This is a genomic window from Herbiconiux solani NBRC 106740, assembly GCF_001571005.1.
Classification (GTDB): domain Bacteria; phylum Actinomycetota; class Actinomycetes; order Actinomycetales; family Microbacteriaceae; genus Herbiconiux; species Herbiconiux solani.
The window spans coordinates 531,249-553,563 of record NZ_BCST01000001.1; the positions used below are offsets into that span (position 1 = coordinate 531,249).

The 22,315-nt window shown below is 69.5% G+C and carries 19 protein-coding genes; 3 read left to right on the forward strand and 16 right to left on the reverse strand.

Translation table 11 applies throughout. The annotated features are described in order from the left end of the window. Positions 1–50: 50 nt before the first annotated feature. The 11 genes from HSO01S_RS02595 to HSO01S_RS02645 form a co-directional block, all read right to left on the reverse strand. Positions 51–1,184, reverse strand: coding sequence for a UDP-N-acetylglucosamine--N-acetylmuramyl-(pentapeptide) pyrophosphoryl-undecaprenol N-acetylglucosamine transferase (locus tag HSO01S_RS02595; protein ID WP_066038985.1), 1,134 nt, complete (start codon positions 1,182–1,184; stop codon positions 51–53). Beyond that, the gene (gene ftsW / locus HSO01S_RS02600) at positions 1,181–2,542 is read right to left on the reverse strand and encodes a putative lipid II flippase FtsW (RefSeq protein ID WP_373280199.1); all 1,362 of its coding nucleotides are present in this window, start codon (positions 2,540–2,542) and stop codon (positions 1,181–1,183) included. The genes HSO01S_RS02595 and ftsW overlap by 4 nt, the downstream gene beginning before the upstream one ends. Continuing rightward, positions 2,499–4,049 (reverse strand): UDP-N-acetylmuramoyl-L-alanine--D-glutamate ligase, encoded by a 1,551-nt coding sequence (murD, locus tag HSO01S_RS02605; protein WP_066038986.1) that lies wholly within the window; start codon positions 4,047–4,049, stop codon positions 2,499–2,501. The genes ftsW and murD overlap by 44 nt, the downstream gene beginning before the upstream one ends. Continuing rightward, the gene (mraY, locus tag HSO01S_RS02610; RefSeq protein ID WP_066038987.1) at positions 4,049–5,143 is read right to left on the reverse strand and encodes a phospho-N-acetylmuramoyl-pentapeptide-transferase; all 1,095 of its coding nucleotides are present in this window, start codon (positions 5,141–5,143) and stop codon (positions 4,049–4,051) included. The genes murD and mraY overlap by 1 nt, the downstream gene beginning before the upstream one ends. Beyond that, the gene (locus tag HSO01S_RS02615; RefSeq protein WP_066038988.1) at positions 5,140–6,582 is read right to left on the reverse strand and encodes a UDP-N-acetylmuramoyl-tripeptide--D-alanyl-D-alanine ligase; all 1,443 of its coding nucleotides are present in this window, start codon (positions 6,580–6,582) and stop codon (positions 5,140–5,142) included. The genes mraY and HSO01S_RS02615 overlap by 4 nt, the downstream gene beginning before the upstream one ends. A 3-nt stretch (positions 6,583–6,585) precedes the next feature. Then, positions 6,586–8,172: a Mur ligase family protein gene (locus HSO01S_RS02620; protein WP_066038989.1), complete on the reverse strand. Its 1,587-nt coding sequence runs from the start codon at positions 8,170–8,172 to the stop codon at positions 6,586–6,588. Positions 8,173–8,187: 15 nt separating this feature from the next. Beyond that, positions 8,188–9,975 carry a peptidoglycan D,D-transpeptidase FtsI family protein gene (locus HSO01S_RS02625; protein ID WP_245635856.1) on the reverse strand — a complete coding sequence of 596 codons (1,788 nt, stop codon included), beginning with the start codon at positions 9,973–9,975 and terminating at the stop codon, positions 8,188–8,190. A gap of 6 nt (positions 9,976–9,981) precedes the next feature. After that, positions 9,982–10,704, reverse strand: a complete 723-nt coding sequence (gene ftsL, locus HSO01S_RS19175) for a cell division protein FtsL (protein WP_066038991.1) — start codon at positions 10,702–10,704, stop codon at positions 9,982–9,984. Further along, positions 10,701–11,672, reverse strand: a complete 972-nt coding sequence (gene rsmH, locus HSO01S_RS02635) for a 16S rRNA (cytosine(1402)-N(4))-methyltransferase RsmH (RefSeq protein WP_066038992.1) — start codon at positions 11,670–11,672, stop codon at positions 10,701–10,703. The genes ftsL and rsmH overlap by 4 nt, the downstream gene beginning before the upstream one ends. 104 nt (positions 11,673–11,776) lie before the next feature. Beyond that, entirely contained in the window at positions 11,777–12,208 is a 432-nt protein-coding gene (gene mraZ, locus HSO01S_RS02640; RefSeq protein ID WP_066038993.1) for a division/cell wall cluster transcriptional repressor MraZ, read from the reverse strand. 261 nt (positions 12,209–12,469) lie between these two features. After that, positions 12,470–12,865 (reverse strand): SCO2097 family morphological protein, encoded by a 396-nt coding sequence (locus HSO01S_RS02645; protein WP_066038994.1) that lies wholly within the window; start codon positions 12,863–12,865, stop codon positions 12,470–12,472. 77 nt (positions 12,866–12,942) lie between these two features. Here HSO01S_RS02645 and HSO01S_RS02650 point away from each other — a divergent pair, with 77 nt between their 5' ends. Then, the gene (locus HSO01S_RS02650; protein WP_066038995.1) at positions 12,943–14,055 is read left to right on the forward strand and encodes a polyprenyl synthetase family protein; all 1,113 of its coding nucleotides are present in this window, start codon (positions 12,943–12,945) and stop codon (positions 14,053–14,055) included. 16 nt (positions 14,056–14,071) lie between these two features. Here the strand turns inward: HSO01S_RS02650 and HSO01S_RS02655 are convergent, their stop codons facing one another. Next, positions 14,072–14,407, reverse strand: a complete 336-nt coding sequence (locus HSO01S_RS02655; protein WP_066038996.1) for an Rv2175c family DNA-binding protein — start codon at positions 14,405–14,407, stop codon at positions 14,072–14,074. Positions 14,408–14,542: 135 nt separating this feature from the next. On the opposite strand from HSO01S_RS02655, the gene pknB reads away from it, so the two are divergent. After that, the gene (gene pknB, locus HSO01S_RS02660) at positions 14,543–16,561 is read left to right on the forward strand and encodes a Stk1 family PASTA domain-containing Ser/Thr kinase (RefSeq protein WP_066038997.1); all 2,019 of its coding nucleotides are present in this window, start codon (positions 14,543–14,545) and stop codon (positions 16,559–16,561) included. Between the two features lie 153 nt (positions 16,562–16,714). Here pknB and HSO01S_RS02665 read toward each other — a convergent pair whose 3' ends face one another. From HSO01S_RS02665 to HSO01S_RS02675, 3 genes are read right to left on the reverse strand one after another with little or no spacing between them, the layout of a single operon-like run. Beyond that, positions 16,715–18,097, reverse strand: a complete 1,383-nt coding sequence (locus tag HSO01S_RS02665) for a class II 3-deoxy-7-phosphoheptulonate synthase (protein WP_066038998.1) — start codon at positions 18,095–18,097, stop codon at positions 16,715–16,717. A gap of 31 nt (positions 18,098–18,128) precedes the next feature. Further along, the gene (locus HSO01S_RS02670) at positions 18,129–18,833 is read right to left on the reverse strand and encodes a lysophospholipid acyltransferase family protein (RefSeq protein ID WP_066038999.1); all 705 of its coding nucleotides are present in this window, start codon (positions 18,831–18,833) and stop codon (positions 18,129–18,131) included. 3 nt (positions 18,834–18,836) lie between these two features. Beyond that, on the reverse strand, positions 18,837–19,784 hold the full coding sequence (locus HSO01S_RS02675) for an ROK family glucokinase (protein ID WP_066039000.1): 948 nt from the start codon (positions 19,782–19,784) through the stop codon (positions 18,837–18,839). A gap of 103 nt (positions 19,785–19,887) precedes the next feature. Between HSO01S_RS02675 and HSO01S_RS02680 the strand changes: the two genes are divergently transcribed. After that, positions 19,888–21,711, forward strand: coding sequence for an AMP-dependent synthetase/ligase (locus tag HSO01S_RS02680; RefSeq protein ID WP_066039001.1), 1,824 nt, complete (start codon positions 19,888–19,890; stop codon positions 21,709–21,711). 90 nt (positions 21,712–21,801) lie between these two features. On the opposite strand, the gene def is transcribed toward HSO01S_RS02680, so the two are convergent. Next, on the reverse strand, positions 21,802–22,293 hold the full coding sequence (gene def / locus HSO01S_RS02685) for a peptide deformylase (protein ID WP_066039002.1): 492 nt from the start codon (positions 22,291–22,293) through the stop codon (positions 21,802–21,804). Between the last annotated feature and the right edge of the window lie 22 nt (positions 22,294–22,315).

Genomic DNA, 22,315 nt, shown 5'->3' on the forward strand with positions numbered 1-22,315 from the left:
GGTCGGGTGCGGCACGCGAGGTGCGAGGGACAAGGTTACGCTCACCCGGCTCACGGTTGGCCCAGTGCCGGCTCGCCCGGCGCCTGCCGGCCCGGACCTGCGGAGGCCAGGGCCCGTTCGACCAAAGCGACCAGGCGTGCCGAGGCGTCGGGGATCCCGACCTCGACCGACCGGGCCGCCATCTGCTGGATGCGGTCACGGTCTTCGAGCACCGCGAGCAGTTCTCCGGCGACCCAGTCGGGCGTGAAGTCGGCGTCATCGACGAGGAGCGCGCCGCCCGCGCCCACCAGGTCCTGCGCGTTGAAGCGCTGCTCCCCGTTGCCGACCGGGTAAGGCACGAGCACGGAAGGCACCCCGACGACGGCGAGTTCGGAGACCGTGGATCCGCCGGCCCTCGAGACGGCGAAGTCGGCGACCGCGAGAGCCAGCTCCATGCGGTCGCAGTACTCGAGGTAGACGTAGCCCGGAAGGTGCGGATCCGAGACCTCGGAGCGGTCGCCCGCGATGTGCAGCACGTTCCAGCCGGCTCCGACGAGCCGTTCGGCCGTCGCATGGATCGTCTCGTTGATCCGCCGGGCGCCGAGCGATCCGCCGGTCACCAGCAGGGTGGGCCGGGCCGGGTCGAGCCCGAAGAGCGAGGCCCCCTCAGCCGCCGCTGCCGCGCGCGCCTCAGGATCTGCGAGAGCGGTGACCTCCTCGCGGAGGGGCATGCCGACGAGCGTCGCATTCGGGAGCGTCGTGCTCGCGAAGGTCACGCCGACCCAGCGCGAGGAGCGCGCCCCGAGCCGGTTCGCGAGGCCGGGCTTCGCATTGCCCTCGTGGATGACGAAGGGGATGCCCGCCCGCCGTGCCCCGAGGTAGCCGGGCGCGGAGGCGTAACCGCCGAAACCGACGACCGCGTCGACCCCGCGCGAACGGATGATCGAGGCCACCTGCGCGATCGTGCGCCGGAGCGCCCCGGGGAAGCGCAGCGCGGCCGCGTTCGGCCGGCGCGGGAAGGGGAGCTTGGGGACGGTGAGCAGTTCATAGCCGCGCTCGGGCACCAGCCGGGCCTCAAGGCCCTCCGCGGTTCCGAGCACGAGCACCGTGGCCGCCGGGTCGCGGCGCCGCAGTTCGTCGGCCGTGGCGAGCAGCGGGTTCACGTGACCCGCGGTGCCTCCCCCGGCGAGGAGGTAGGTGGTCATCGCCGCGTCACCAGCGGGACGCCCGAGCGGGCGGAGCGACCGGTGCGAGCGGACCCCGCCGCCGCAGCCGCAGCCGCGTCCTCGCGGGCCACCGCGGCGGCCGCCCCCGCCGTCAGGGCGTTCTCGCGCGCGATCGACAGCACGACCCCGATCGCCGCCAGGGTGGTCAGAAGCGCCGACCCGCCTGACGAGATCAGCGGCAGCGGCACACCGAGCACGGGCAGCACGCCGAGCACGACCGCGATGTTCACGAAGGCCTGCCCGATCAGCCAGACCATGACGGCGCCGGTGACGACCTTCGAGAACATGTCGCTGGTCGAGCGGATGATGCGCACGAAGGCGATGGCCAGCACGATAAACAGCAGCAGAACCACGATCGCGCCGACGAGCCCGAGCTCCTCGCCGATGATCGCGAAGATGTAGTCGTTGTCGGCGGCGGGCAGCCACGACCACTTGGCGCGGGAGTTGCCGAGGCCGACGCCGAAGACGCCTCCGCCGGCCAGCGCCCACTCGCCGTGCTGGGCCTGCCAGTCGGTGCCCTCGTAGTCGGCGTTGGTGCCGCTGAAGAACGACATGATGCGGGTGGTGCGGCTCTCGCTCGAGAAGGCGACGACCACGGCGATGACCGAGCCGACGATGAGCGGGATGGCGAGCATCCGGAGCTTGATGCCGGCGAAGAACAGCGCGCCGAAGACGAGCCCGGCCATGATCATGACCGTTCCGAGGTCGCCGCCGAGCAGCACGAGCAGGATGGCGCCACCGGCCACGGGCAGGATCGGCACGATCACGTGACCGAGCCGGCCGAGCAGGGCCTCCTTCTTGGCCAGGATGGCGCCCATCCAGACCACCAGCGCGAGCTTCACGAGCTCGGAGGGCTGGAAGGTGAAGCCGCCGATCGCGATCCAGTTGAGGTTGCCGCCCACCTCGTCGCCGAGGGGGGTGAACACGAGCAGCTGCACGCCCATGGCGAAGAAGATCGCCAGCCACGCCCAGCGCTTCCAGAAGCGGATGGGCAGGCGCGATACGACCAGCATCAGCGGGATGCCGATCAGCGCGAACAGGCCCTGCTTCGAGAACACGCCGAAGAAGCCCTGCCGCTGCGTGAACGAGTCGATCGAGCTGGAGGAGAGCACCATCACGAGCCCGAGGAGCACCAGGAAGAGCGTCGTGCCGAGCAGCAGGAAGTAGTTGCTCGACTCGGCGGTGAACACCTGGCCGAGCGAGATGCGGGCCGAGGCCACGCCGGAGGCCGCACCCGAACCCCGCGAACCGGCAGGGCCACGCGAACCGGCAGGGCCGCGGGACGAGCCGGATCTACTCCGGCCGAGCCACGGGAGATTCCGGGAGGGTGTCGTCACCGTCATTACCTCCCACGTGCTTGCGCACCGCCTCCGCGAATCGGTTTCCCCGATCGGCGTAGTCCACGAACTGGTCCATCGACGCGGCTGCCGGTGCCAGCAGCACCACGTCTCCCGGATGCGCCGCCTCGGCCGCCAGAGCGACCGCCACGGACATCACGTCATCAGTCTCATCGTGATCGACCTCGAACAGCGGAAGCTCCGGCGCGTGTCGCCGGATGGAGCCGACGACCTCCTGGCGGTCGACGCCGATCACCACGACGGCGCGCACCCGCGCGCCCACGGCGCCGGACGCGTCGAGCACGGCGTCGCGGACCAGCGGATCGATGTCCACGCCCTTCAGCAGCCCGCCGACGACCCAGACGACCGAGGGGTAGGCCTTGATCGAGGCCGCGGCGGCGTGCGGATTCGTGGCCTTGGAGTCGTCGACCCAGGTCACTCCCCCAGCGGTCACGACATGCTCGATGCGGTGCCGGTCGAGCTCGAACCCCGCGAGGGCGGCCCGGATCGCCTCGATCGAGACCCCGTAGCTGCGGGCGAGCGCCGCGGCGGCGAGCACGTCGGCGACGGTGTGCGTGGCTCCGAGTCCGCGTTCGCGGAGCTCGTCCACGGTCGCGATCTCCAGAGCCGTGTCGCGCCGCTCGTCGTGGAAGGCCCGGTCGACGAGGATGCCGTCGACCACGCCGAAATCGCTCGGCCCGGGGATGCCGAGACCGAAGCCGATGGCGCGGGCGCCCTCGACCACGTCGGCCTCCTCGACCATGGTGCGGGTGAGCGGGTCGGCCGTGTTGTACACGCAGGCCACCTGGGTGTTCGTGTACACCCGCGCCTTGGCGGCCGCGTAGGCCTCGAACGAGCCGTGCCAGTCGAGGTGGTCGTCGGCGACGTTCAGCACGACCGCCGAGTACGGAGACATGCTCGAGGTCGAGTGCAGCTGGTAGCTCGAGAGCTCGACGACGAGCACGTCGAAGCCGGCGGGGTCGCGGATGGCGTCCAGCACCGGGATGCCGATGTTCCCGCAGGGCGCGACCCGGTGGCCGGCCGCGAGCAGCATCGTGGCCGTGAGCTGCACGGTCGTGGTCTTGCCGTTGGTGCCGGTGACGGCGATCCAGTCAGCCGGCTTGCCGGTCTGCGCATCCACCACCTTGTCGCGGAGGCGCCAGGCGAGTTCGACGTCGCCCCAGACCGGGATGCCGTGGTCGGCCGCCCAGACCAGGAGCGGGTCGTCGGGGTGGTAGCCGGGCGAGGCGACGACGAGGTCGGCCTCCAGCGCGTCGAGCTCGGGCGGGACGACGCCGGCCGGAGCGAGAACGAGGGTCGCGCCGATCACCGGGATCAGGTCGGCCCACTTCGGCTGCGCCTTCTCGGCGACGACGAGCACGGTGGCGCCGAGTTCGGCCAGGGTGTCTGCGACCGAGAAGCCGGTGACCCCGAGGCCGAGCACGGCGACGCGGAGGCCCTTCCAGTCGGCGTGCCAGCTGGTCAGGTCGGAGAGCGGTGCGGCCATCAGCGCGACAGCCACTCGAGGTAGAACGAGCCGACGGCGCCCGCGACGAACAGCCCCGCGATGATCCAGAACCGCACCACGATCGTGACCTCGGCCCAGCCCTTCATCTCGAAGTGGTGGTGCAGCGGGCTCGCCCGCCAGATGCGTTTGCCCTTGGTGAGCTTGAAGTAGGTGAGCTGCACGGCCACCTGGCCGGCGACGATCACGAAGATGCCGCCGATCAGCACGAGCAGGAGTTCGGTGCGGGCGAGGATCGCGAGCGCCGCGAGGGCTCCGCCGAGCGCCAGCGAACCGGTGTCGCCGAGGAAGATCTTGGCGGGGTTGGTGTTCCACCAGAGGAACCCGATCAGCGCGCCCACGACGGTCGCGGCGACCACCGCGAGGTCGAGCGGGTCGCGCACGTCGTAGCACTTGTCGAGCACGTCGGTGTCGAGGGTGACGCTGGCGCAGGACTGGTTGAACTGCCAGAAGCCGATGATCACGAACGAGCCGATGGCCAGGATGCTCGACCCCGGCGCGAGCCCGTCAAGCCCGTCGGTGAGGTTCACGCCGTTCGACGTGGCCATAACCATGAAGCAGATCCAGATGACGAAGGCGATCGTGCCGAGCACGACCCCCCAGGAGAGGAAGTCGAACGGCAGGTCGCGGATGAAGGAGATCTGAGTGGAGGCCGGCGTCTCGCCGATCTCGTTCGGGAACTGGATCGCCAGGAGCGCGAACACGATGCCGACGATCACCTGACCGACGATCTTGGCGACCGGGCTGAGCCCGAGGCTCCGCTCCTTACGCACCTTCATGAAGTCGTCGATGAAGCCGACGATCCCGAGCCCCGTCATCAGGAACAGCACCAGCAGCCCGGAGACGGTGGGCGGCTCCTGCGTGAACAGGGCCGACACGAAGTAGCCGAACAGCACCGCCAGGATGATGACGATGCCGCCCATCGTGGGCGTCCCGCGCTTGACGTGGTGCGCATCCGGGGTGTCGACGTTGATGAACTGGCCCCAGGCGAACCGCTTGAAGATGCGGATGAACACGGGCGTCAGGAACAGGGTGAACGCCAGCGACAGAGAGGCGGACGCCAGGAGGGTGATCATGAATTGGCCTCCGCGATCCGGTCGCCGAGGAAGCGCAGGCCCGCCGAGTTCGACGACTTGACCAGCACGAGGTCGCCGGGGCGCGTGTCGGCCGCGACGAGCTCGAAGGCCTCGTCGGCGGTCTCGACGAAGACGGCTTCGCCGCCCCAGGAACCCTCGTGCTCGGCCGCGAGGTGCACCGCGCGGGCGCCCTCGCCGACCACGATCAGCCGCTCGATGTTGAAGCGGACGACCATGCGGCCGATCCGGTCGTGCTCCTCGACGGAGTACGGGCCGAGCTCGCTCATCTCGCCGAGGATTGCGGTGGTGCGCTGGCCGGGGCGCGCGATCAGCGCGAGGGTCTTGAGGGCGGCGGCCATCGAGTCGGGGCTCGCGTTGTAGGCGTCGTTGATCACGGTGACGCCGTCCTTGCCGCCCATGACCTCCATGCGCCAGCGCTCGGCGCGGGTGACGGTCTCGAGGGCGGCCACGATCTCGTCGATCTGCACGCCGAGCACGTGGGCGGCGGAGGCCGCGGCCAGCGCGTTCATCACGTGGTGCTCGCCGAGCACGGCGAACTTCACCGGGCGCGACTGCCCCTCGGGAAGATGCAGCACGAAGGAGGTGCCCTCGGCGGTCGCGTCGATCTCGGTCGCCCGCACGGCGGCGTCGTCGGAGAGCCCGAACCACAGCACCTGGGCGTCGGTCTTCTCCGCCATCCCGGCGACCCGGGGGTCGTCGAGGTTGAGCACGGCGGTGTCGGCCGGCTCGAGGTCGATCACCATCTCGGTCTTGGTCGCGAGGGTGGTCTCGATGCCGCCGAACTCGCCCGCGTGGGCGAGACCGACCGTGAGGACGACTCCGACGTCGGGCTTCGCCATCCGGATCAGCCGGGTGATCTCGCCCTTGCCGCTCGCGCCCATCTCGGCCACGAGGAAACGCGTGGTCGGCGTGAGCTTCAGCATCGTCAGCGGAGCGCCGACCTCGTTGTTGAACGAGTCGCGGGGCGCCACGGTCTCGCCGACGCGCTTCAGGATGGCGCGGAGGAGGTTCTTGGTGGTGGTCTTGCCGTTGGAGCCTGTGATGCCGACGACCTTCAGGTCACCGCCCGCGCGCACGCGGGAGACGACCTCGGTCGCGAAGTGCCCGAGCGCGAGCACGGAGTCCTCGACCACGACCTGGGGCACGGTGAGATCGTGCCCGTCGGTCTTCGCGAAGGCGTGCTCGACCACGACGAGCGCGGCGCCGGCCTCGACGGCCGCGCCGACGAAGCGGTGGCCGTCGTCGAACTCGCCGCGCTTGGCGACGAAGACGTCACCCTCGCCGATCAGGCGGGAGTCGGTGTCGACCGTTCCGTTGACGACCGTCTGCGGGCTCCAGCCCGCGCGCGAGGCGGCATCGGTGATCACGAGTTCGCCCTGGAGCGCCGTCGCGATCTCGGTCAGTGTGAGATCGAGCATGTGTCAGAGCCATCCGTGTTCGTGCAGCGCGTTGCGCGCGTCGTCGCGGGCGGAGTAGGGGATCCGCTCTCCTGCGACCTCGTGGTAGTCCTCGTGCCCGGGGCCGGCGTAGAGGATGACGTCACCCTCCTCGGCCAGGGACAGAGCGGTGCGGAAGGCCGCCCGGGGGTCGGCGACCTCGTGGATCTCGCGATCCGGAACGGCCGCGCGGGCCGCGTCGATCAGCACACGGCGGATCGTGGCCGGGTCTTCGGAGCGGGGGTGGAAGTCGGTGACGACCACCGCATCCGACAATCGGGCGGCGATCGCGCCCATGTCTTCGCGCTTCGAGGGGTCGCGGTCGCCGTCGGCGCCGAAGAGCATGATGATGCGGCCGTCGGTGACCCGGCGGATCGACTCGAGGGTCGAGATGAACGCGTCGGGGCTGTGCCCGTAGTCGATGTAGACGATCGGCCCGCGCTCACCGGAGACCTTCTCGGCCCGGCCCGGGATGTACACGTCGATGCCGGCGACGAAGTCCTCGTCGTCGATCTCCGTGCCGTCTTCGTCGTGCGGCACGTTCAGGGCGTGCGCGATCGCGTCGAGGTCGAAGCCCGACTCGACGAGCATCACGATCGCCAAGGCGGCGTTGGCCGCCATGTACCGGCCGAGCAGCGGCACCGAGGTCGTGAGCACCCGGTGCTCGGGACCCTGGAGGGTGAACGTCGTGCGGTCGGCGCGCTCCTCGTCGATCAGCAGCGTCCACTCCGCGTCCGCGTCGGGATCGGTCGAGATCGTGGTGAGCGGGATGCGCGACTCGGCCGCGAGCCGGGAACCCCACTCGCCGTCGACGATCACGACGCCGCGCCGGGCGCGGTCGGGCTGGAACAGCTCGGCCTTCGCCTGGAAGTACACGTCCATCGTCTCGTAGTCGTCGAGGTGGTCGTGGGTGAGGTTGGTGAACCCGACGACGTCGAAGACGATGCCGTCGATGCGGTGCTGAGTGATGGCCTGGGCCGACACCTCGAGCACGGCGGCGCGCACGTCGGCCTCGCGCATCCGGGCCAGCATGGCGTGGATCTCGGTGGCCTCGGGGGTGGTGAGCTTGGAGACGATGGTCTCGTCGCCGATCTTCCGCTCCGCGGTCGTGCTGATGCCCGCGACGATGCCGAGCTGACGGAGGATCGCCTCCAGCAGGTAGGCGACGCTCGTCTTGCCGTTCGTGCCGGTGACGCCGAACAGGGTGGGCGGATCCTCCCGCGTGCGGTAGATCCACGCGGCGAGCTCACCGAGCGCCAGCCGGGGCTCGGGCGTCACGATGACCGGGAGCCCGGAGTCGATCGCGAGCTCGGCGCCCTCGTCGTCGGTGAGGATCGCGACGGCACCCGCCTCCTTGGCGGCCTCGGCGAAGGAGGCGCCATGGAACCGCGCGCCCTTCAGGCCCACGTAGAGGTCGCCGGGCATCACGTCCTTGGACGAGATGGTGACCCCGGAGACCACCTCGGCGACCGGTGCGCCACGGTGTTCGAACCCGAAATCCTCCACCAGATGAGGGAGCGATCGCGCGATCGGATGCTCGGGCCGTAGAGCCGAGGAATCCCGATCAGCCACTGGTCTCCTTCATGCTCAATACGTCGTCGGCAGGTCTGGGCCCGGTTCCGTGGAGGGCAGAACCCGCTTCTCCTTCAGAACCTGCGACATGATCTTCTGGAAGACCGGTGCCGCAGCCAGAGCCGACTCAATGGTAACGGGCTTCGCGATGGTCACCGAAACGACGTACTGCGGATCCTCCGCCGGAGCCAGTCCGGCGAGCGAGGTCACGTAGCTGGAACCGTAGGCTCCGTTGCCGTCGCTCATCTGCGCGGTACCGGTCTTGGCGGCGACCCGGTAGCCCGGGATCTGCAGGTCGGCCTTGGCGTACCCGCCGGTCACGACGGTCTCGAGCATGTTGATCGTGTCGGTGGCCGCGGAGGGCGAGACGACCTGCGTGCCGGTCGCATCCGGCACCTGGGTCATCGTGCCGTCGGGCTGACGGCAGCCCTCGACGAGCTGCACCGGGAGCCGCACGCCGCCGTTGCCGAGCGCCTGGTAGACGCTGGCCATCTGCACGGCCGTGGTCGCCACGCCCTGGCCGAAGGTGGTGGTGAGGTTGGTCTGGTCGTCCCACTGGTCCCACGGCGAGAGGATGCCGCCGGACTCACCGGGGAAGCCGACCTCGCTGGACGAGCCGATGTGGAACGCCTGCATGTAGTTGTAGCGCTGCTCCGGGGTGAGCAGTTCGCCGAGCATCGCGGTACCGGTGTTGGAGGACTCCTGCATGACGCCGGCGAAGGTGAGGCGGAGCGGGTCGACGTGGAACTCGCTGTCGCGGGTCGACGCCCCGTTCGGGTCGGTGTAGATGTAGGGCGCCTCGACCTGGGTGCCCACGTTGGCGAGCCCCGCATCCAGCACCGAGGCCGCGGTCAGCGCCTTGAACGTCGAACCGGGCTCGAAGGGCGCCTGGAAGGCGATCGAGCCGCGATCGGTGCTGGGCGTGCCGTCGATGTTGTTGGGGTCGACGCTCGGGTAGTCGGCGACCGCGAGCAGCTTGCCGGTCTTGACCTCCTGCACCACGACGGTGCCCCAGGCGGCGCCGGTCTCCTTGATGCGGTCGACCAGGGCCTGCTGCGAGAACCACTGCAGGTCGCTGTCGAGGGTCAGCACCGCGGTGCCGCCGTCGACCGCCTGCGTGGTCGTGACCGTGCTGCCCGGGATGGCGACGCCGTCGGCGCCGCGCTCGTAGGTCTCGAGGCCGTCGGTGCCCACCAGGCACTGGTTGTCGATCTGCTCGACGCCGGCGGAGCCCGTGGGCTTGCCCTCGCCGTCCTCTCCCATGAAGCCGACCACGCTGCCGGCGACCGCTCCGTTCGGGTAGGTGCGGACCGGGTTCGACTCGTAGTACAGCCACGGGATGCCCAGATCGCGGATGGCGCGGAACGCGTCGACGTCGATGTCCTTGACCACGTAGGCGAAGTTCGAGGTCGGGTCGGCCGTCAGCGTGCCGTAGACCTGATCGGCCGTCTGGCCGGTGATCGCCGCGATCTCCGCGGCGGCCTGGGTCGGCGTGACCGTGCTGGTCGTGCCGTCGGCGGCCGTGCGCGTGAAGTCGGTGACCGACTTGGGCGACGCGGTGACGCCGTAGCGGAGCACCGTGGTGGCGAGCACCGTGCCGTCGGCGTCGACGATGTCACCGCGAAGGCCGTAGATCGAGGTGCTCGCGGAGAGCTTGTCGAACGAGGCGGCGTTGAGGGTGTCGGCCTGCACGATCTGGATCGTGACGAGCCGCACGACGAACACCGCGACCACGGCGACGACCGCCATGACGGCCAGAGCGGCCCGTCGCTTCGTGGTGCGGTTGGCTGCTGCGGGGTTCACGAGGCGTTATCGCGTCGTCGGGGAGGGAAGTGCACCCTGCCACGGTACGTCGGCCTGCGGCTGGGCCGCGGGAGGCGCGCTCGCCGCGTCAGGGGTTGCCCCGGCAGCGGCGGTACCGGTCGCGGTCGCCGTGCCGGTTCCTGTGCCGGTCGCTGCGCCGGTACCGGTGCCGGTGCCCGCCGCGGCGGGGGTGCCGGTCGCGGCGGTGACGCTGGGTGCGACGAGCAGGGAGTTCGGGATGAGGGTCTGTCCGCCCGTGAGGGTCGGCGCCGACGCGGAGGCGGCGACCGGTGAACCGAGCACGGCGCCGTCGGAGAGGCGCAGGTAGACGGGGGCGCTGTTGGCGACCATCCCGAGCGACTCGGCGCTGGCGGCCAGGTTCTGCGGCGAGGAGAGCTTGTCGAACTGCTCGGAGAGCACCTGGTTGCTGCGGTCGAGCTCCTTCTGGGTCTGCTGCAGCGACGAGATCTCGTAGGCGCCGTCGGAGAGGCCGATGCTGAGCATCAGCTGCGTCACGACGATCGCGAGCACGCCGGTGACGACAACGGCCGCGTAGGCGATCTTCGGGCGGGCCCGCTTCTGGCTGCGGGTCGGGACGATCTCGATCCGCGGCGCGATCGGCAGGTCGTGACCCGGGAAGGCCGGGGCCGGGAGCTTCGGAGCGGCGGAGCCACCGGACATGAGGTTCGGGCGGGGTCGCGCCATGTAGGCGCCGGCGGGATTGCTCACGCGATCCTCCTGTTCGGTTCGGCTTGACGGATCTTCTCGGCCGCGCGGAGGCGGACCGGGATGGCACGGGGGTTGCGGGCACGCTCCTCGTCGTCGGCGAGCTCGGCGCCGCGGACGAGGAGGGTGAGTTCGGGGCGGTGCTCGGGGAGCTCGACCGGGAGGCCGGCGGGAGCGGAGGAGGTGGAGCGCTTCGCGAGCTCGCGCTTCACGATCCGGTCTTCGAGCGACTGGAAGGCGAGCACCACGATCCGGCCGCCGACGGCGAGGGCGTCGATGGCCTTCGGGAGAGCACGTTCGAGCACCGCGAGCTCGGCGTTCACCTCGATCCGCAGCGCCTGGAAGACGCGCTTGGCGGGGTGACCGGAGTTCGAGAACTTGGCGGGTGTCGCCGCCTGGATGATGTCGACCAGGTGTCCGGACCGGAGGATCGGGCCGTCCTCGCGGGCGGCGACGATCTTGCGGGCGTACCGGTCGGCGAGCTTCTCCTCGCCGTACTCGCGGAAGATGCGGCGGAGGTCGGCCTCGGAGTAGGTGGCGATGATCTCGGCGGCCGTGAACTCGGCCGTGTCGTCCATCCGCATGTCCAGCGGAGCATCCTTCGAGTACGAGAAGCCGCGGTCGACCTCGTCGAGCTGCATGGAGGAAACGCCGAGGTCGAACAGGATGCCCTCGACCTGGTCGATGCCCAGGTCGTCGAGGGCCTCGTCGATCTGGTCGTAGGTGCAGTGCACGAGGTCGATGCGGTCGGCGAAGGGGGCGAGCCGCTCCCCCGCCAGTCGCAGCGCGTTGGGATCGCGGTCGAGCCCGACGAGGTGGAGCTCGGGGAACGCGGTGAGGAAGGCCTCGGAGTGGCCGCCGAGCCCGAGGGTGCAGTCGACGAGCACGGCACCCGGTCGACCGAGGGCGGGGCCGAGGAGGTCGAGGCTCCGCTCGAGAAGGACCGAGGTGTGGATGTCGGGGATCTCCATCTGAATCCGGATCCTGATTCGCAACCCCTGATCCCCATCCATTCCGACCTGGCACCGGGGAAGTGCGCCAGGGCGACGAACGGCTGGGAGTCAGGGGCGACGACTCAGAACAGGCCCGGGATCACCTCCTCGTCGGTCTCGGAGAAGGCGGCTTCCTGGGCTTCGAGGTAGGCGTTCCACGCCTCCGCGTCCCAGATCTCGGCGCGGGAGCCGACGCCGATCACGACGAGGTCGCGGTCGAGCTTGGCGTAGCCGCGCAAGGGGGCGGGGATCGTGATGCGGTTCTGCTTGTCCGGGGTCTCGGCGCTGGCGCCGGAGAGGAACACGCGCTGGTAGTCACGGGCCTGCTTGCTCGTGACCGGTGCCTGGCGGATCTTCTCGTGCAGCGTCTCGAACTCGCGGGTGGAGAAGACGTAGATGCAGTTCTCCTGGCCCCGGGTCATGACGACACCGCCGGCGAGCTCTTCACGGAACTTGGCCGGGAGGATGATGCGCCCTTTTTCGTCGAGCTTGGGTGCGTAGGTGCCAAGGAACATCTACCTCCCCTTACTCTTCCGGCCAGAATTGTGGGCTTGGCTCCACTTTACTCCACTACCCACCACCAATCAATGCATTCACGCTTTCCGACGCGCCGAATCGCACCTTCAGCCGCGGAATTGTGCGGATCTCGGCGGTGGAGGGAAATGGAGGGATTTCGTCGGGACCGGGAGTGTCCGGGCACAAAAAAAGACCGGCCCGAAGGCCGGTCTTGATCCGGGGGGAGCGAAAGGGAGCTGCCCCGGGAGGATGGTGGAGGGTTACTCGCGATCGTCGTCGCGGCGTTCCCACCGGTCGTTCAGTCGATCCATGAAGCCCGACTTGGACGACGCCGAGTTCTTGCCGGCGCCGGCGGCGGCGCGCGGAGCCCCCGGGGCGGCGGCGGCGGGACGACCTCGTCGCGTGCGGCGGAGTGCGAGCAGCACGCCGGCGAACATCGCGACGAACCCGACCAGGCCGATGACCGGCTGGTGGAAGATCACACCGGCGATCACGACACCGAGACCCAGGATCCCGACCAGGATTCCCAGCACGAGCGCGCCGTAGTTCAATCGGCCTCGGCCACCGCCGACGGCCGACACGAAGTCGGCGTCGTTGTGGTAGAGGCTGCGCTCCATCTCATCGAGGAGTCGTTGTTCTTGCTCCGAAAGCGGCATCCTTTTTTCACCTCAGGCTCGGGACCGACGCGTGGTAGTGCTGATTGTAGTGCGCGCAGTCTAGCTAGGCTAGGCGAGTGATGGAAAGCCCACGCCTAGTCAAACTGGTCGACTCACGAATCAACGAGTTCCTCGTGTCGCGTGATTCCATTCTCGACCGGATCGCCCCCGAACTCGCCCCCTTCGCCCGGTTCTCGCGGGATCTTCTCAGCGGCGGCAAGAGGTTCCGCGCGCAGTTCTGCTACTGGGGCTGGCGGGCGGTCTCCCCCGCCGGATCCACCCCCGGCGCCGTGCCCACCGAGGCCGATCTCGACGCGCTCATCGACCTCTGCGCGGGGCTCGAGCTCTTCCACGCGGCCGCCCTCGTCCACGACGACATCATCGACAACTCCGACACCCGTCGCGGGATGCCGGCGGTGCACCGCCGGTTCGAGTCCCTGCACCGTGAGGAGGACTGGCGCGGCCCCGGCCGGAGCTTCGGCGAAGGCAGCGCCATCCTGCTCGGCGACCTGCTGCTGGCGTGGAGCGACGAGATCATCGCCCGCGGCATCCTGGGCGCTCCCTCCCTGCAGACCCACGTCGCGGCCCGCGAGGCGATCGACACCATGCGCACCGAGGTGACGCTCGGCCAGTACCTCGACCTGCTCGAGGAACGCGCCTGGGCGACGGTCGACGCCGAGCGCTCGCTCGAGCGGGCCGAGCGCGTGATCGTGTACAAGTCGGCGAAGTACAGCGTCGAGGCGCCGCTCGTGATCGGCGCGTCCCTCCGTGGGGCGACCCCGGCCCAGCTCGACTCGCTGCGCCGCTTCGGCCTGCCGCTCGGCATCGCCTTCCAGCTGCGCGACGACGTGCTCGGGGTGTTCGGCGACGCCGAGCGCACCGGCAAGCCGAGCGGTGACGACCTCCGCGAAGGCAAGCGCACGGTGCTGGTCTCGATCACGCGCTCCCGGCTCGACGGCTCGTCGCGCCGGCTCTTCGACGAGCTGATCGGCGACCCCGACCTCGACGAGGAGCAGATCCGGATGCTGCAGCGCACGATGGTCGACGCGGGTGCGGTGACCGAGGTCGAGATGATGATCGCGGGGCGTCTGCGTGCCGCGCTCGAAGAGCTCGAGCGGTCGCCGCTCGGTGACACGGCGCGCACCGAGCTCGCGAGCCTCGCCCGCACGATCACCGATCGGCAGAGCTGACCGGCGGTTCCTCAGCTCACAGCGCCTGGGCGATCCTTCGCACCTCGGCCTTGCGGCCCGCCCGCAGTGCGGCGAGCGGCGCCGCATCCAGCAGCTCGTTGGGCTCGAGCAGCCACTCCATGATCTCGTCGTCGGTGAAGCGGTTGTCGGCGAGCAGGATGATGGTGCCGCGGAGCTCGGTCAGCGGCTCGCCGTCCCGGATGAAGTCGGCCGGCACCTGGATCACCCCGTCGCGGCGGACCGCGACGAGGTGGCGGTCCTCGATCAGGCGCCGGACCTGACTGGGCGTGAGCTCCAGCTGGTCGGCGAGGTCGGGAACGGTCAGCCACTCGGTGGCGGGCAGATCAGTCACGAGTACAGATTGCCACGCATCCGGGCGGGCATGACAATCCCGTTCGGTCACGAAAGCATAAAAAAGGGGCCGGAGCGCCGCATCCACCAGTGTCTATACGGCCAAGTGGATATCCCGCTCTCTAGACTCGAACCCGTGACCAGTGCCCCGCCCGACCCCATGCTCGGACGTCTCATCGACGGCCGGTATCAGGTCCGGTCGCGGATCGCGCGCGGCGGCATGGCCACGGTCTACCTCGCCACCGATCTGCGCCTCGAGCGCCAGGTGGCCATCAAGATCATGCACGGCCACCTGGCCGACGACGCCGTCTTCAAGGAGCGTTTCGTGCAGGAGGCCCGATCGGCGGCCCGGCTCGCACATCCGAACGTCGTGAACGTCTTCGACCAGGGCCAGGACAGCGACATGGCCTACCTGGTGATGGAGTACCTCCCCGGGATGACGCTCCGCGACCTTCTGAAGGATTACGGAAAGCTCACCACCGAGCAGACGGTCGACGTGATGGATGCGGTGCTCGGCGGTCTCGCGGCCGCGCACAAGGCCGGCATCGTTCACCGCGACCTCAAGCCCGAGAACGTGCTGCTGGCCGACGACGGTCGCATCAAGATCAGCGACTTCGGGCTCGCCCGGGCGGTCTCGGCGAACACGGCGACCGGGCAGGCGCTGCTCGGCACGATCGCGTACCTCTCCCCCGAGCTCCTGACCCGCGGCACCGCCGACGCCCGTAGCGACATCTACGCGGCCGGCATCATGATGTACGAGATGCTCGTCGGTGCGCAGCCCTACGTGGGCGAGCAGCCGATGGCGATCGCGTTCCAGCACGCCAACGACCAGATGCCCACGCCCAGCTCGGCGAACCCGGACGTGCCGGACCAGCTCGACGACCTGGTGCTCTGGGCGACCTCGAAGAGCCCGGACGACCGGCCGACGGATGCGCGCGAGATGCTCGAGCGGCTCCGCTCGGCTGAGGGCGAGATCGCGGGCTCGCGTCGCTCCCCCAATGCGACCGGCCGCACGGTCGTCATGCCGCCCGACACCTTCGACGCCGATCTCGACCAGGCGCAGACCCAGGTGCTCGAGGCGCGTCGGCGCACCGACCCGTTGTCGATCCTGGATCCGGATGCGTCGGCCACGACGGTCTACGGCAGCTCGGTCGCGTCGCGGCCGGGTGCCGGTGCTTCGGCACCTGCCGGCGGCGGGTCGAAGCCGCCGCGTCCCGGTGCCCAGGAGCGGCTCGACCGCAAGGCCTCGGGCCGTCGGAAGCGCGGGGCGTGGATCTTCGTGATCGTCGTCGTGCTCGCGGCGGCGCTGGGTGGTGGCGCCTGGTACTTCGGAGCCGGCCCCGGCGCGAAGACGACGGTGACGGATGTGGCGGGCCAATCCTCCGAGCAGGCGGTCGGCACGCTGACGCAGCTCGGCTTCAAGCCGACCGCGGTCCCCCAGTCGAACCCCACGGTCGCCTCCGGCACGGTCATCTCCACAGACCCGACGGCGGGCTCCTCGGTGCAGAGCGGCGCGGAGATCACGGTCTACGTGTCCTCCGGCCCCGCGATGCTCGACGTGCCGACGCTCGCCGGTCTCAAAGAAGCGGATGCGGTGGCCGCCCTGCAGCAGGCCGGCTTCACCTCGGCCGGGTCGACCCAGCAGTTCAAGTCCGACGTGCCGGCGGGCATCGTGATCGCCCCGCTCGGCGCCGACGGCAACGTGCTCGGCAAGCAGTACGGCGACCAGCAGCCGGTCACGCTCGTGGTCTCGCTGGGCCCGGTGCCGGATGTGGTAGGCCAGACCCTCGAGGAGGCGCAGGCAACGCTGTTCGACGTCGGGCTCTCGGGCGTGGAGGGCTCGCAGGACTTCAGCGACGACATCCCCGAGGGCGAGGTCTACCAGGCGGTCGTGACGACCGACCCGGTTCGCCCCGGCGACCAGGTGACCCTCAACATCTCGCGCGGCCCCGAGCCGGTCACGGTGCCCTCGGGCCTGAACGGCATGTCGTGGACCGACGCAAAGCCCAAGCTCGTGGCCCTCGGCTTCGACCTGCAGTACAACGCGGTCGCCGACGCCTTCCCCGACACCTTCAAGGTCTCGGCCACCGACCCGGCTTCCGGCACCTCGGTCCCCCGAGGCACCAAGCTCATAGTCAGCTTCAGCGTCTTCTAGCCCGGGCCGCCCCGCCACCCTCTGGACCCCGATCCTTCCCGGTGCACGCTCTCCCGGGCCCCCACCCCTTCCGCCGACCCGTCAAAAACCGCCCTACCCGGCGTCCGGAAGGGCGGTTTCTGACGGCTCGCGGCCGAGGTGGTGCGTGGAGGGTCAGCGACCTCCGGAGGACGCCACGAGCTCCTCAGCCACGAGGAACGCCAGCTCGAGCGACTGCATGTGGTTCAGGCGCGGGTCGCAGAGGGACTCGTAGCGGGTCGCCAGGGTGTCCTCGTCGATGTGCTCCGAACCGCCGAGGCACTCGGTGACGTCGTCGCCGGTGAGCTCGACGTGGATGCCGCCGGGGTGCGTTCCCGCCGCCCGGTGCGCCTCGAAGAAGCCCTTGACCTCATCCACCACGTCGTCGAACCGCCGCGTCTTGTAGCCGTTCGGGGTGGTCAGGCCGTTGCCGTGCATCGGGTCGGTGACCCACAGCGGCAGCGCATCCGAAGCCTTGATCGCCTCCAGCAGGGGCGGCAGGGCGTCGCGGATCTTGCCCGCGCCCATCCGCGTGATGAAGGTCAGGCGCCCGGGCTCCCGGTTGGGGTCGAGCTTGTCGATCAAGCGCAGCATGTCGTCGGCCGACGTGCTCGGGCCGAGCTTCACACCGATCGGGTTGCGCACCCGGGAGAGGAAGTCGACGTGCCCGCCGTCGAGGTCGCGCGTGCGCTCCCCGATCCAGACGAAGTGCGACGAGGTGTTGTACGGCGTTCCGGTGCGCGAGTCGATGCGGGTCATCGGCCGCTCGTAGTCGAACAGCAGCGCCTCGTGGCTGACGTAGAACTCGGTGCGCTTCAGCGCCTCGAAGTCGGCGCCGCAGGCGACCATGAACTTGACCGCACGGTCGATCTCGCCCGCGAGCTGCTCGTAGCGCACGTTGGCCGGGTTCGAGGTGAAGCCCTTGTTCCAGTGGTGCACCTGACGGAGGTCGGCGAAGCCGCCCTGCGTGAAGGCCCGGATGAGGTTCAGCGTCGACGCGGCCATGTGGTAGCCGTCGAGCAGTCGCTGCGGGTTCGCGGTGCGCGACTCCGGGGTGAAGTCGTAGCCGTTCACGATGTCGCCACGGTACGCCGGCAGGGTGACCCCGCCGCGCGTCTCGGTGTCGCTCGAGCGGGGCTTGGCGAACTGGCCCGCCATCCGCCCCATCTTGATCACGGGCATCGAGGCGCCGTAGGTCAGCACGACGGCCATCTGCAGGATGGTCTTCACCCGGTCACGGATCTGGTCGGCCGTGGCTCCCGCGAAGGTCTCGGCGCAGTCGCCGCCCTGCAGGAGGAAGGCCTCGCCGCGGGCTGCTGCGGCCAGTCGGTCACGCAGGTTGTCGACCTCGCCGGCGAACACCAGCGGGGGAAGCCCCGCGATCTCGCGGGAGACCGCCTCGACGGCCGTCTGGTCGGGCCATGCCGGCTGCTGCTTGACCGGGAGAGTGCGCCAATAGTCCAGACCCGCGATCACCGATTCATCCGCTTCGACGACGAGTTCTGTTGGATCTACCACTGGACTTGTTTCCCGTATCTATTTGAAGTCTCTACGAGGCAGAGACAGGTCGCACGACTTTCGCGCGTTTCTCCTTGACCGAAGTCGCGTACACGTCGGAGTATTCCTGGCCGCCCAGGCGGTGGAGCTCGTACATGATCTCGTCGGTCACCGAGCGAAGGATGAACCGGTCGGATTCCAGCCCTTCGAACCTAGAGAAATCTAACGGCTCGCCGATGACGATGCCAACCCGCATGATCTTGGGCACCTTCGTGCCGATCGGCATGACCTTTTCGGTGTCGATCATCGCGACCGGGATGATCGGCACGTGCGCCTCGAGCACCATCCGGGCCACACCCGTGCGGCCCCGGTAGAGCTTGCCGTCGGGGCTGCGGGTGCCCTCGGGGTAGATGCCGAGCAGCTCGCCGCGCGAGAGCACGGCGAGGCCGGTGTTGAGCGAGGCCTCGGAGGCCTTGCCGCCCGAGCGGTCGATCGGGATCTGGCCGGAGGCGTTGAAGAACAGCCGACTCAGGAAGCCCTTGATGCCCTTGCCGGTGAAGTAGTCGCTCTTCGCCAGGAACGACACGTGCCGGTCGACGACGACGGGCAGGAACACCGAGTCGCTGAAGGAGAGGTGGTTCGAGGCGAGGATCGCCGCCCCGTTCGCCGGGATGTTCTCGAGCCCGATCACCCAGGGCCGGAAGAAGGTCTTGAGGAAGGGAGCGACCACCAGGTACTTCGCGAGGAAATAGAACACGGCTCAGATCGTCTCGGCGTAGTGACGGGCGAGGTCGGCGGCGCCGACGACCCCGGCGTCGTTGACCAGCTCGGCGATCGCGAACTCGGGCTCCGGGTGGTATCCCCGGGCCGGCAGCGTCTCGAGGAAGGCGGCACGGATGGGATCCAGCAGCAGGTCGCCGGCCTGGGCGACTCCCCCACCGATCACGAACAGCTGCGGGTCGAGCACGGCGGCGAGGCTCGAGCAGGCCTGCCCGATCCAGCTGCCGAGGGTGCGGAGGGCGGAGAGGGCCCCGGGGTCGCCGACCCCGATCAGCTCGCTCACGTCGAGACCGGTGAGCACGCCGTTTCGGGTGCGCACCGAGGCGAGCGCCTGGCCGATGCCGCCCGCGTCGGCGAGCTCGTTGGCCATCCGGAGCAGGGCGCGGCCCGAGCCGTACTGCTCGATGCAGCCGTGCGCGCCGCAGCCGCAGGGCAGACCGCCCGGCACGACACGGAGATGACCGAGCTCGGCACCGGCGCCGAAGCCGCCGCGGAACAGCCGGTCGCCGGAGACGATCGCGCCGCCCACGCCCGTGCCGATCGTGAGGGTGACCATGTCGCTGACCAGCCGGCCCGCGCCGAACCGGAACTCGGCCCAGCCCGCCGCATTGGCGTCGTTCTCGACCACGATCGGGATACCGAGCCGCTTCTCGAGCTTCTCGCGGAAGGGCTCGTTGCGCCAGTTGATGTTCGGCGCGTAATAGACGGTCGACTGCGAGGCGTCTATGAAGCCGGCGGCGGCGACGCCGACCGCGGAGATCTCCTGACCCTCCGAGAGGTGCTGGACCATCTCGACCACCGTGTCCTCGATGACCTGGGGCTCTGCGGCGAAGGTGGGACGGCGGTTGTGGGAGACGATCGTGCCGAGCTCGTCGACCACCGCGCCGGCGATCTTCGTGCCACCGATGTCGATTCCGATGGCCCGCATGGCTGTGTTCCTCTCGACGACGTGCGACGGTGCCCAGGGAAGCCCCGGACGCACCAAGTAGAGTGTAGATGAGTTGCACTCGACCGGTACCGAAGGAGCTGCCGTGGACCAGTATTTCGTTCCCCCCGTCGTCACAGCCGACCCGGAGGCCAACACCACCGATCTCCTGATCGAGCGTGTCCGGCTCACCCCCGACGAGCCGCTGTTCTCGGTTCCCGAGGGCGCGGGCTGGCGTGACATCACCGCCGCGGAGTTCCTCACCCAGGTGCGCGCGGTCGCCAAGGGCCTGATCGCGGCGGGCATCGAGCCCGGCGACAAGATCGGCCTGATGTGCAAGACCCGCTACGAGTGGACGTTGATCGACTTCGCGACCTGGTTCGCCGGTGCCGTGCTCGTGCCGATCTACGAGACCTCCTCCCCCGCCCAGGTGCAGTGGAACATGAGCGACTCGGGCGCGACCGCTGTCATCCTCGAGACTGCCGACCACTTCGCCCGTTTCGACGAGGTGCACGCCGACCTGCCGCTGGTCACCCGCGTCTGGCAGGTCGACCTCGGCGACCTCGACAAGCTCGCCTCCTCGGGAGGCGCCGTCTCCGACGAGGAGCTCGAGCGCCGCCGCACGCTCGCGAAGGGTTCCGACCTCGCCACCCTGATCTACACCTCGGGCACGATGGGGCGCCCGAAGGGCTGTATCCTGACGCACTCGAACTTCGTCGAACTCAGCCGCAACGCCGCGGTCGTGATGAAGGACATCGTGAAGCCCGGCGCATCCACTCTGCTGTTCATCACGACGGCGCACGTGTTCGCACGGTTCATCTCGATCCTCTCGGTGCACGGCGGCGTGAAGGTGGGCCATCAGGCCGACACGAAGCAGCTGCTGCCCGCGCTCGGGTCGTTCAAGCCCACCTTCCTGCTGGCCGTGCCGCGCGTGTTCGAGAAGGTCTACAACTCCTCCGAGCAGAAGGCCGAGACCGGTGGGCGGGGCAAGATTTTCCGCAGCGCCGCCGCTGTGGCCGTCGAACACTCCGAGGCTCTGGATGCCGGGCACGTGCCGCTCGGGCTGCGCCTCAAGTTCGCGCTCTTCGACCGGCTGGTCTACTCCAAGCTGCGGGCGGCCCTCGGCGGCCGGGTGCAGTACGCCGTCTCCGGCTCTGCACCCCTCGGCCACCGTCTCGGCCACTTCTACCGCAGCCTCGGCATCACGATCCTCGAGGGCTACGGCCTCACCGAGACCACGGCGCCCGCCACGGTGAACCTCACCGACAAGTTCAAGATCGGCTCGGTCGGCCCGGCGCTGCCCGGCGTCGGCATCAAGATCGCCGACGACGGCGAGATCCTCGTCGCCGGCGTCAACGTGTTCGCCGGCTACTGGCAGAACGAGGCGGCGACCGCTGACGTGATGGATGGCGAGTGGTTCAAGACCGGCGACATCGGTGCGCTCGACGACGACGGCTTCCTCACCATCACCGGCCGAAAGAAGGAGATCATCGTGACGGCGGGCGGCAAGAACGTCGCCCCGGCCGCGCTCGAGGACCCCATCCGCTCGAACCCGCTGGTCGGTCAGGTCGTCGTTGTCGGCGACCAGAAGCCGTTCATCTCGGCCCTGATCACCCTCGACGCGGAGATGCTGCCGGTCTGGCTCGGCAACAACGGTCAGAGCGCGACGCTGACCCTCGCCGAAGCCGCCGTCAACCCGGCGGTGCTCGCCGAGGTGCAGCGCGCGGTCGACGCGGCCAACACGCTGGTGTCGCGGGCGGAGTCGATCCGCAAGTTCGTCGTGCTGAGCGACGACTTCACCGAGGCGAGCGGCCACCTGACGCCGAAGCTTTCGATCAAGCGCGCCGTGATCCTCAAGGACTACGCCCCCGTCATCGAGGGCATCTACAACGCGGCCCCCGCCACCGAGGGGCAGTCGCTCGTGCACTAGCGCACGGCCATGTCCGAACCGTCAAAAACCGCCCTTCCGGTCGCCGGATAGGGCGGTTTTTGACGTTTCGCCCTCGGGCGGGGTGGGGGGTCAGAACCAGGCGGACTCACGGACTTGGCGCATGGCCTCGCGACGGGAGGGCTTGTCGAGGCGGTCGAGGTAGAGCAGGCCGTCGAGGTGATCGGTCTCGTGCTGCAGCGCCTGCGCGAGCACCCCGGTGCCGCTGACCTCGATCTCGTTGCCATCGAGGTCGATGCCCCGGGCCCGCGCGAACGGGTACCGGCTGGTCTTGAACCAGAGGTTCGGCACCGAGAGGCAGCCCTCGTCGACCAGCTCAGGCTCTCCCGAGACCTCGACGACGACGGGGTTCAGGATGTAGCCGATCTCGCCGTCGACGTTGTAGCTGAAGGCGCGCAGGTTGACCCCGATCTGCGACGCGGCGACGCCGGCACGGCCGGGCACCTTGACGCTGTCGATCAGGTCGTCGACGAGCGACCTGACCCTGTCGTCGATCTCGACGATGGGGTCGGACACGGTCTTCAGCACGGGGTCGCCGAACAGGCGGATCTCACGGACGGTCACTCTGGGGAACTCTCTCTCGGGC

Bases quoted from the DNA above. Each gene is read 5' to 3' on its own strand.
- HSO01S_RS02595 (WP_066038985.1), bottom strand. From the start codon at position 1,184: ATGACCACCTACCTCCTCGCCGGGGGAGGCACCGCGGGTCACGTGAAC.
- murD (WP_066038986.1), bottom strand. From the start codon at position 4,049: ATGGCCGCACCGCTCTCCGACCTGACCAGCTGGCACGCCGACTGGAAG.
- mraY (WP_066038987.1), bottom strand. From the start codon at position 5,143: ATGATCACCCTCCTGGCGTCCGCCTCTCTGTCGCTGGCGTTCACCCTG.
- HSO01S_RS02615 (WP_066038988.1), bottom strand. From the start codon at position 6,582: ATGCTCGATCTCACACTGACCGAGATCGCGACGGCGCTCCAGGGCGAA.
- rsmH (WP_066038992.1), bottom strand. From the start codon at position 11,672: ATGGAGATCCCCGACATCCACACCTCGGTCCTTCTCGAGCGGAGCCTC.
- mraZ (WP_066038993.1), bottom strand. From the start codon at position 12,208: ATGTTCCTTGGCACCTACGCACCCAAGCTCGACGAAAAAGGGCGCATC.
- HSO01S_RS02645 (WP_066038994.1), bottom strand. From the start codon at position 12,865: ATGCCGCTTTCGGAGCAAGAACAACGACTCCTCGATGAGATGGAGCGC.
- HSO01S_RS02675 (WP_066039000.1), bottom strand. From the start codon at position 19,784: ATGCGGGCCATCGGAATCGACATCGGTGGCACGAAGATCGCCGGCGCG.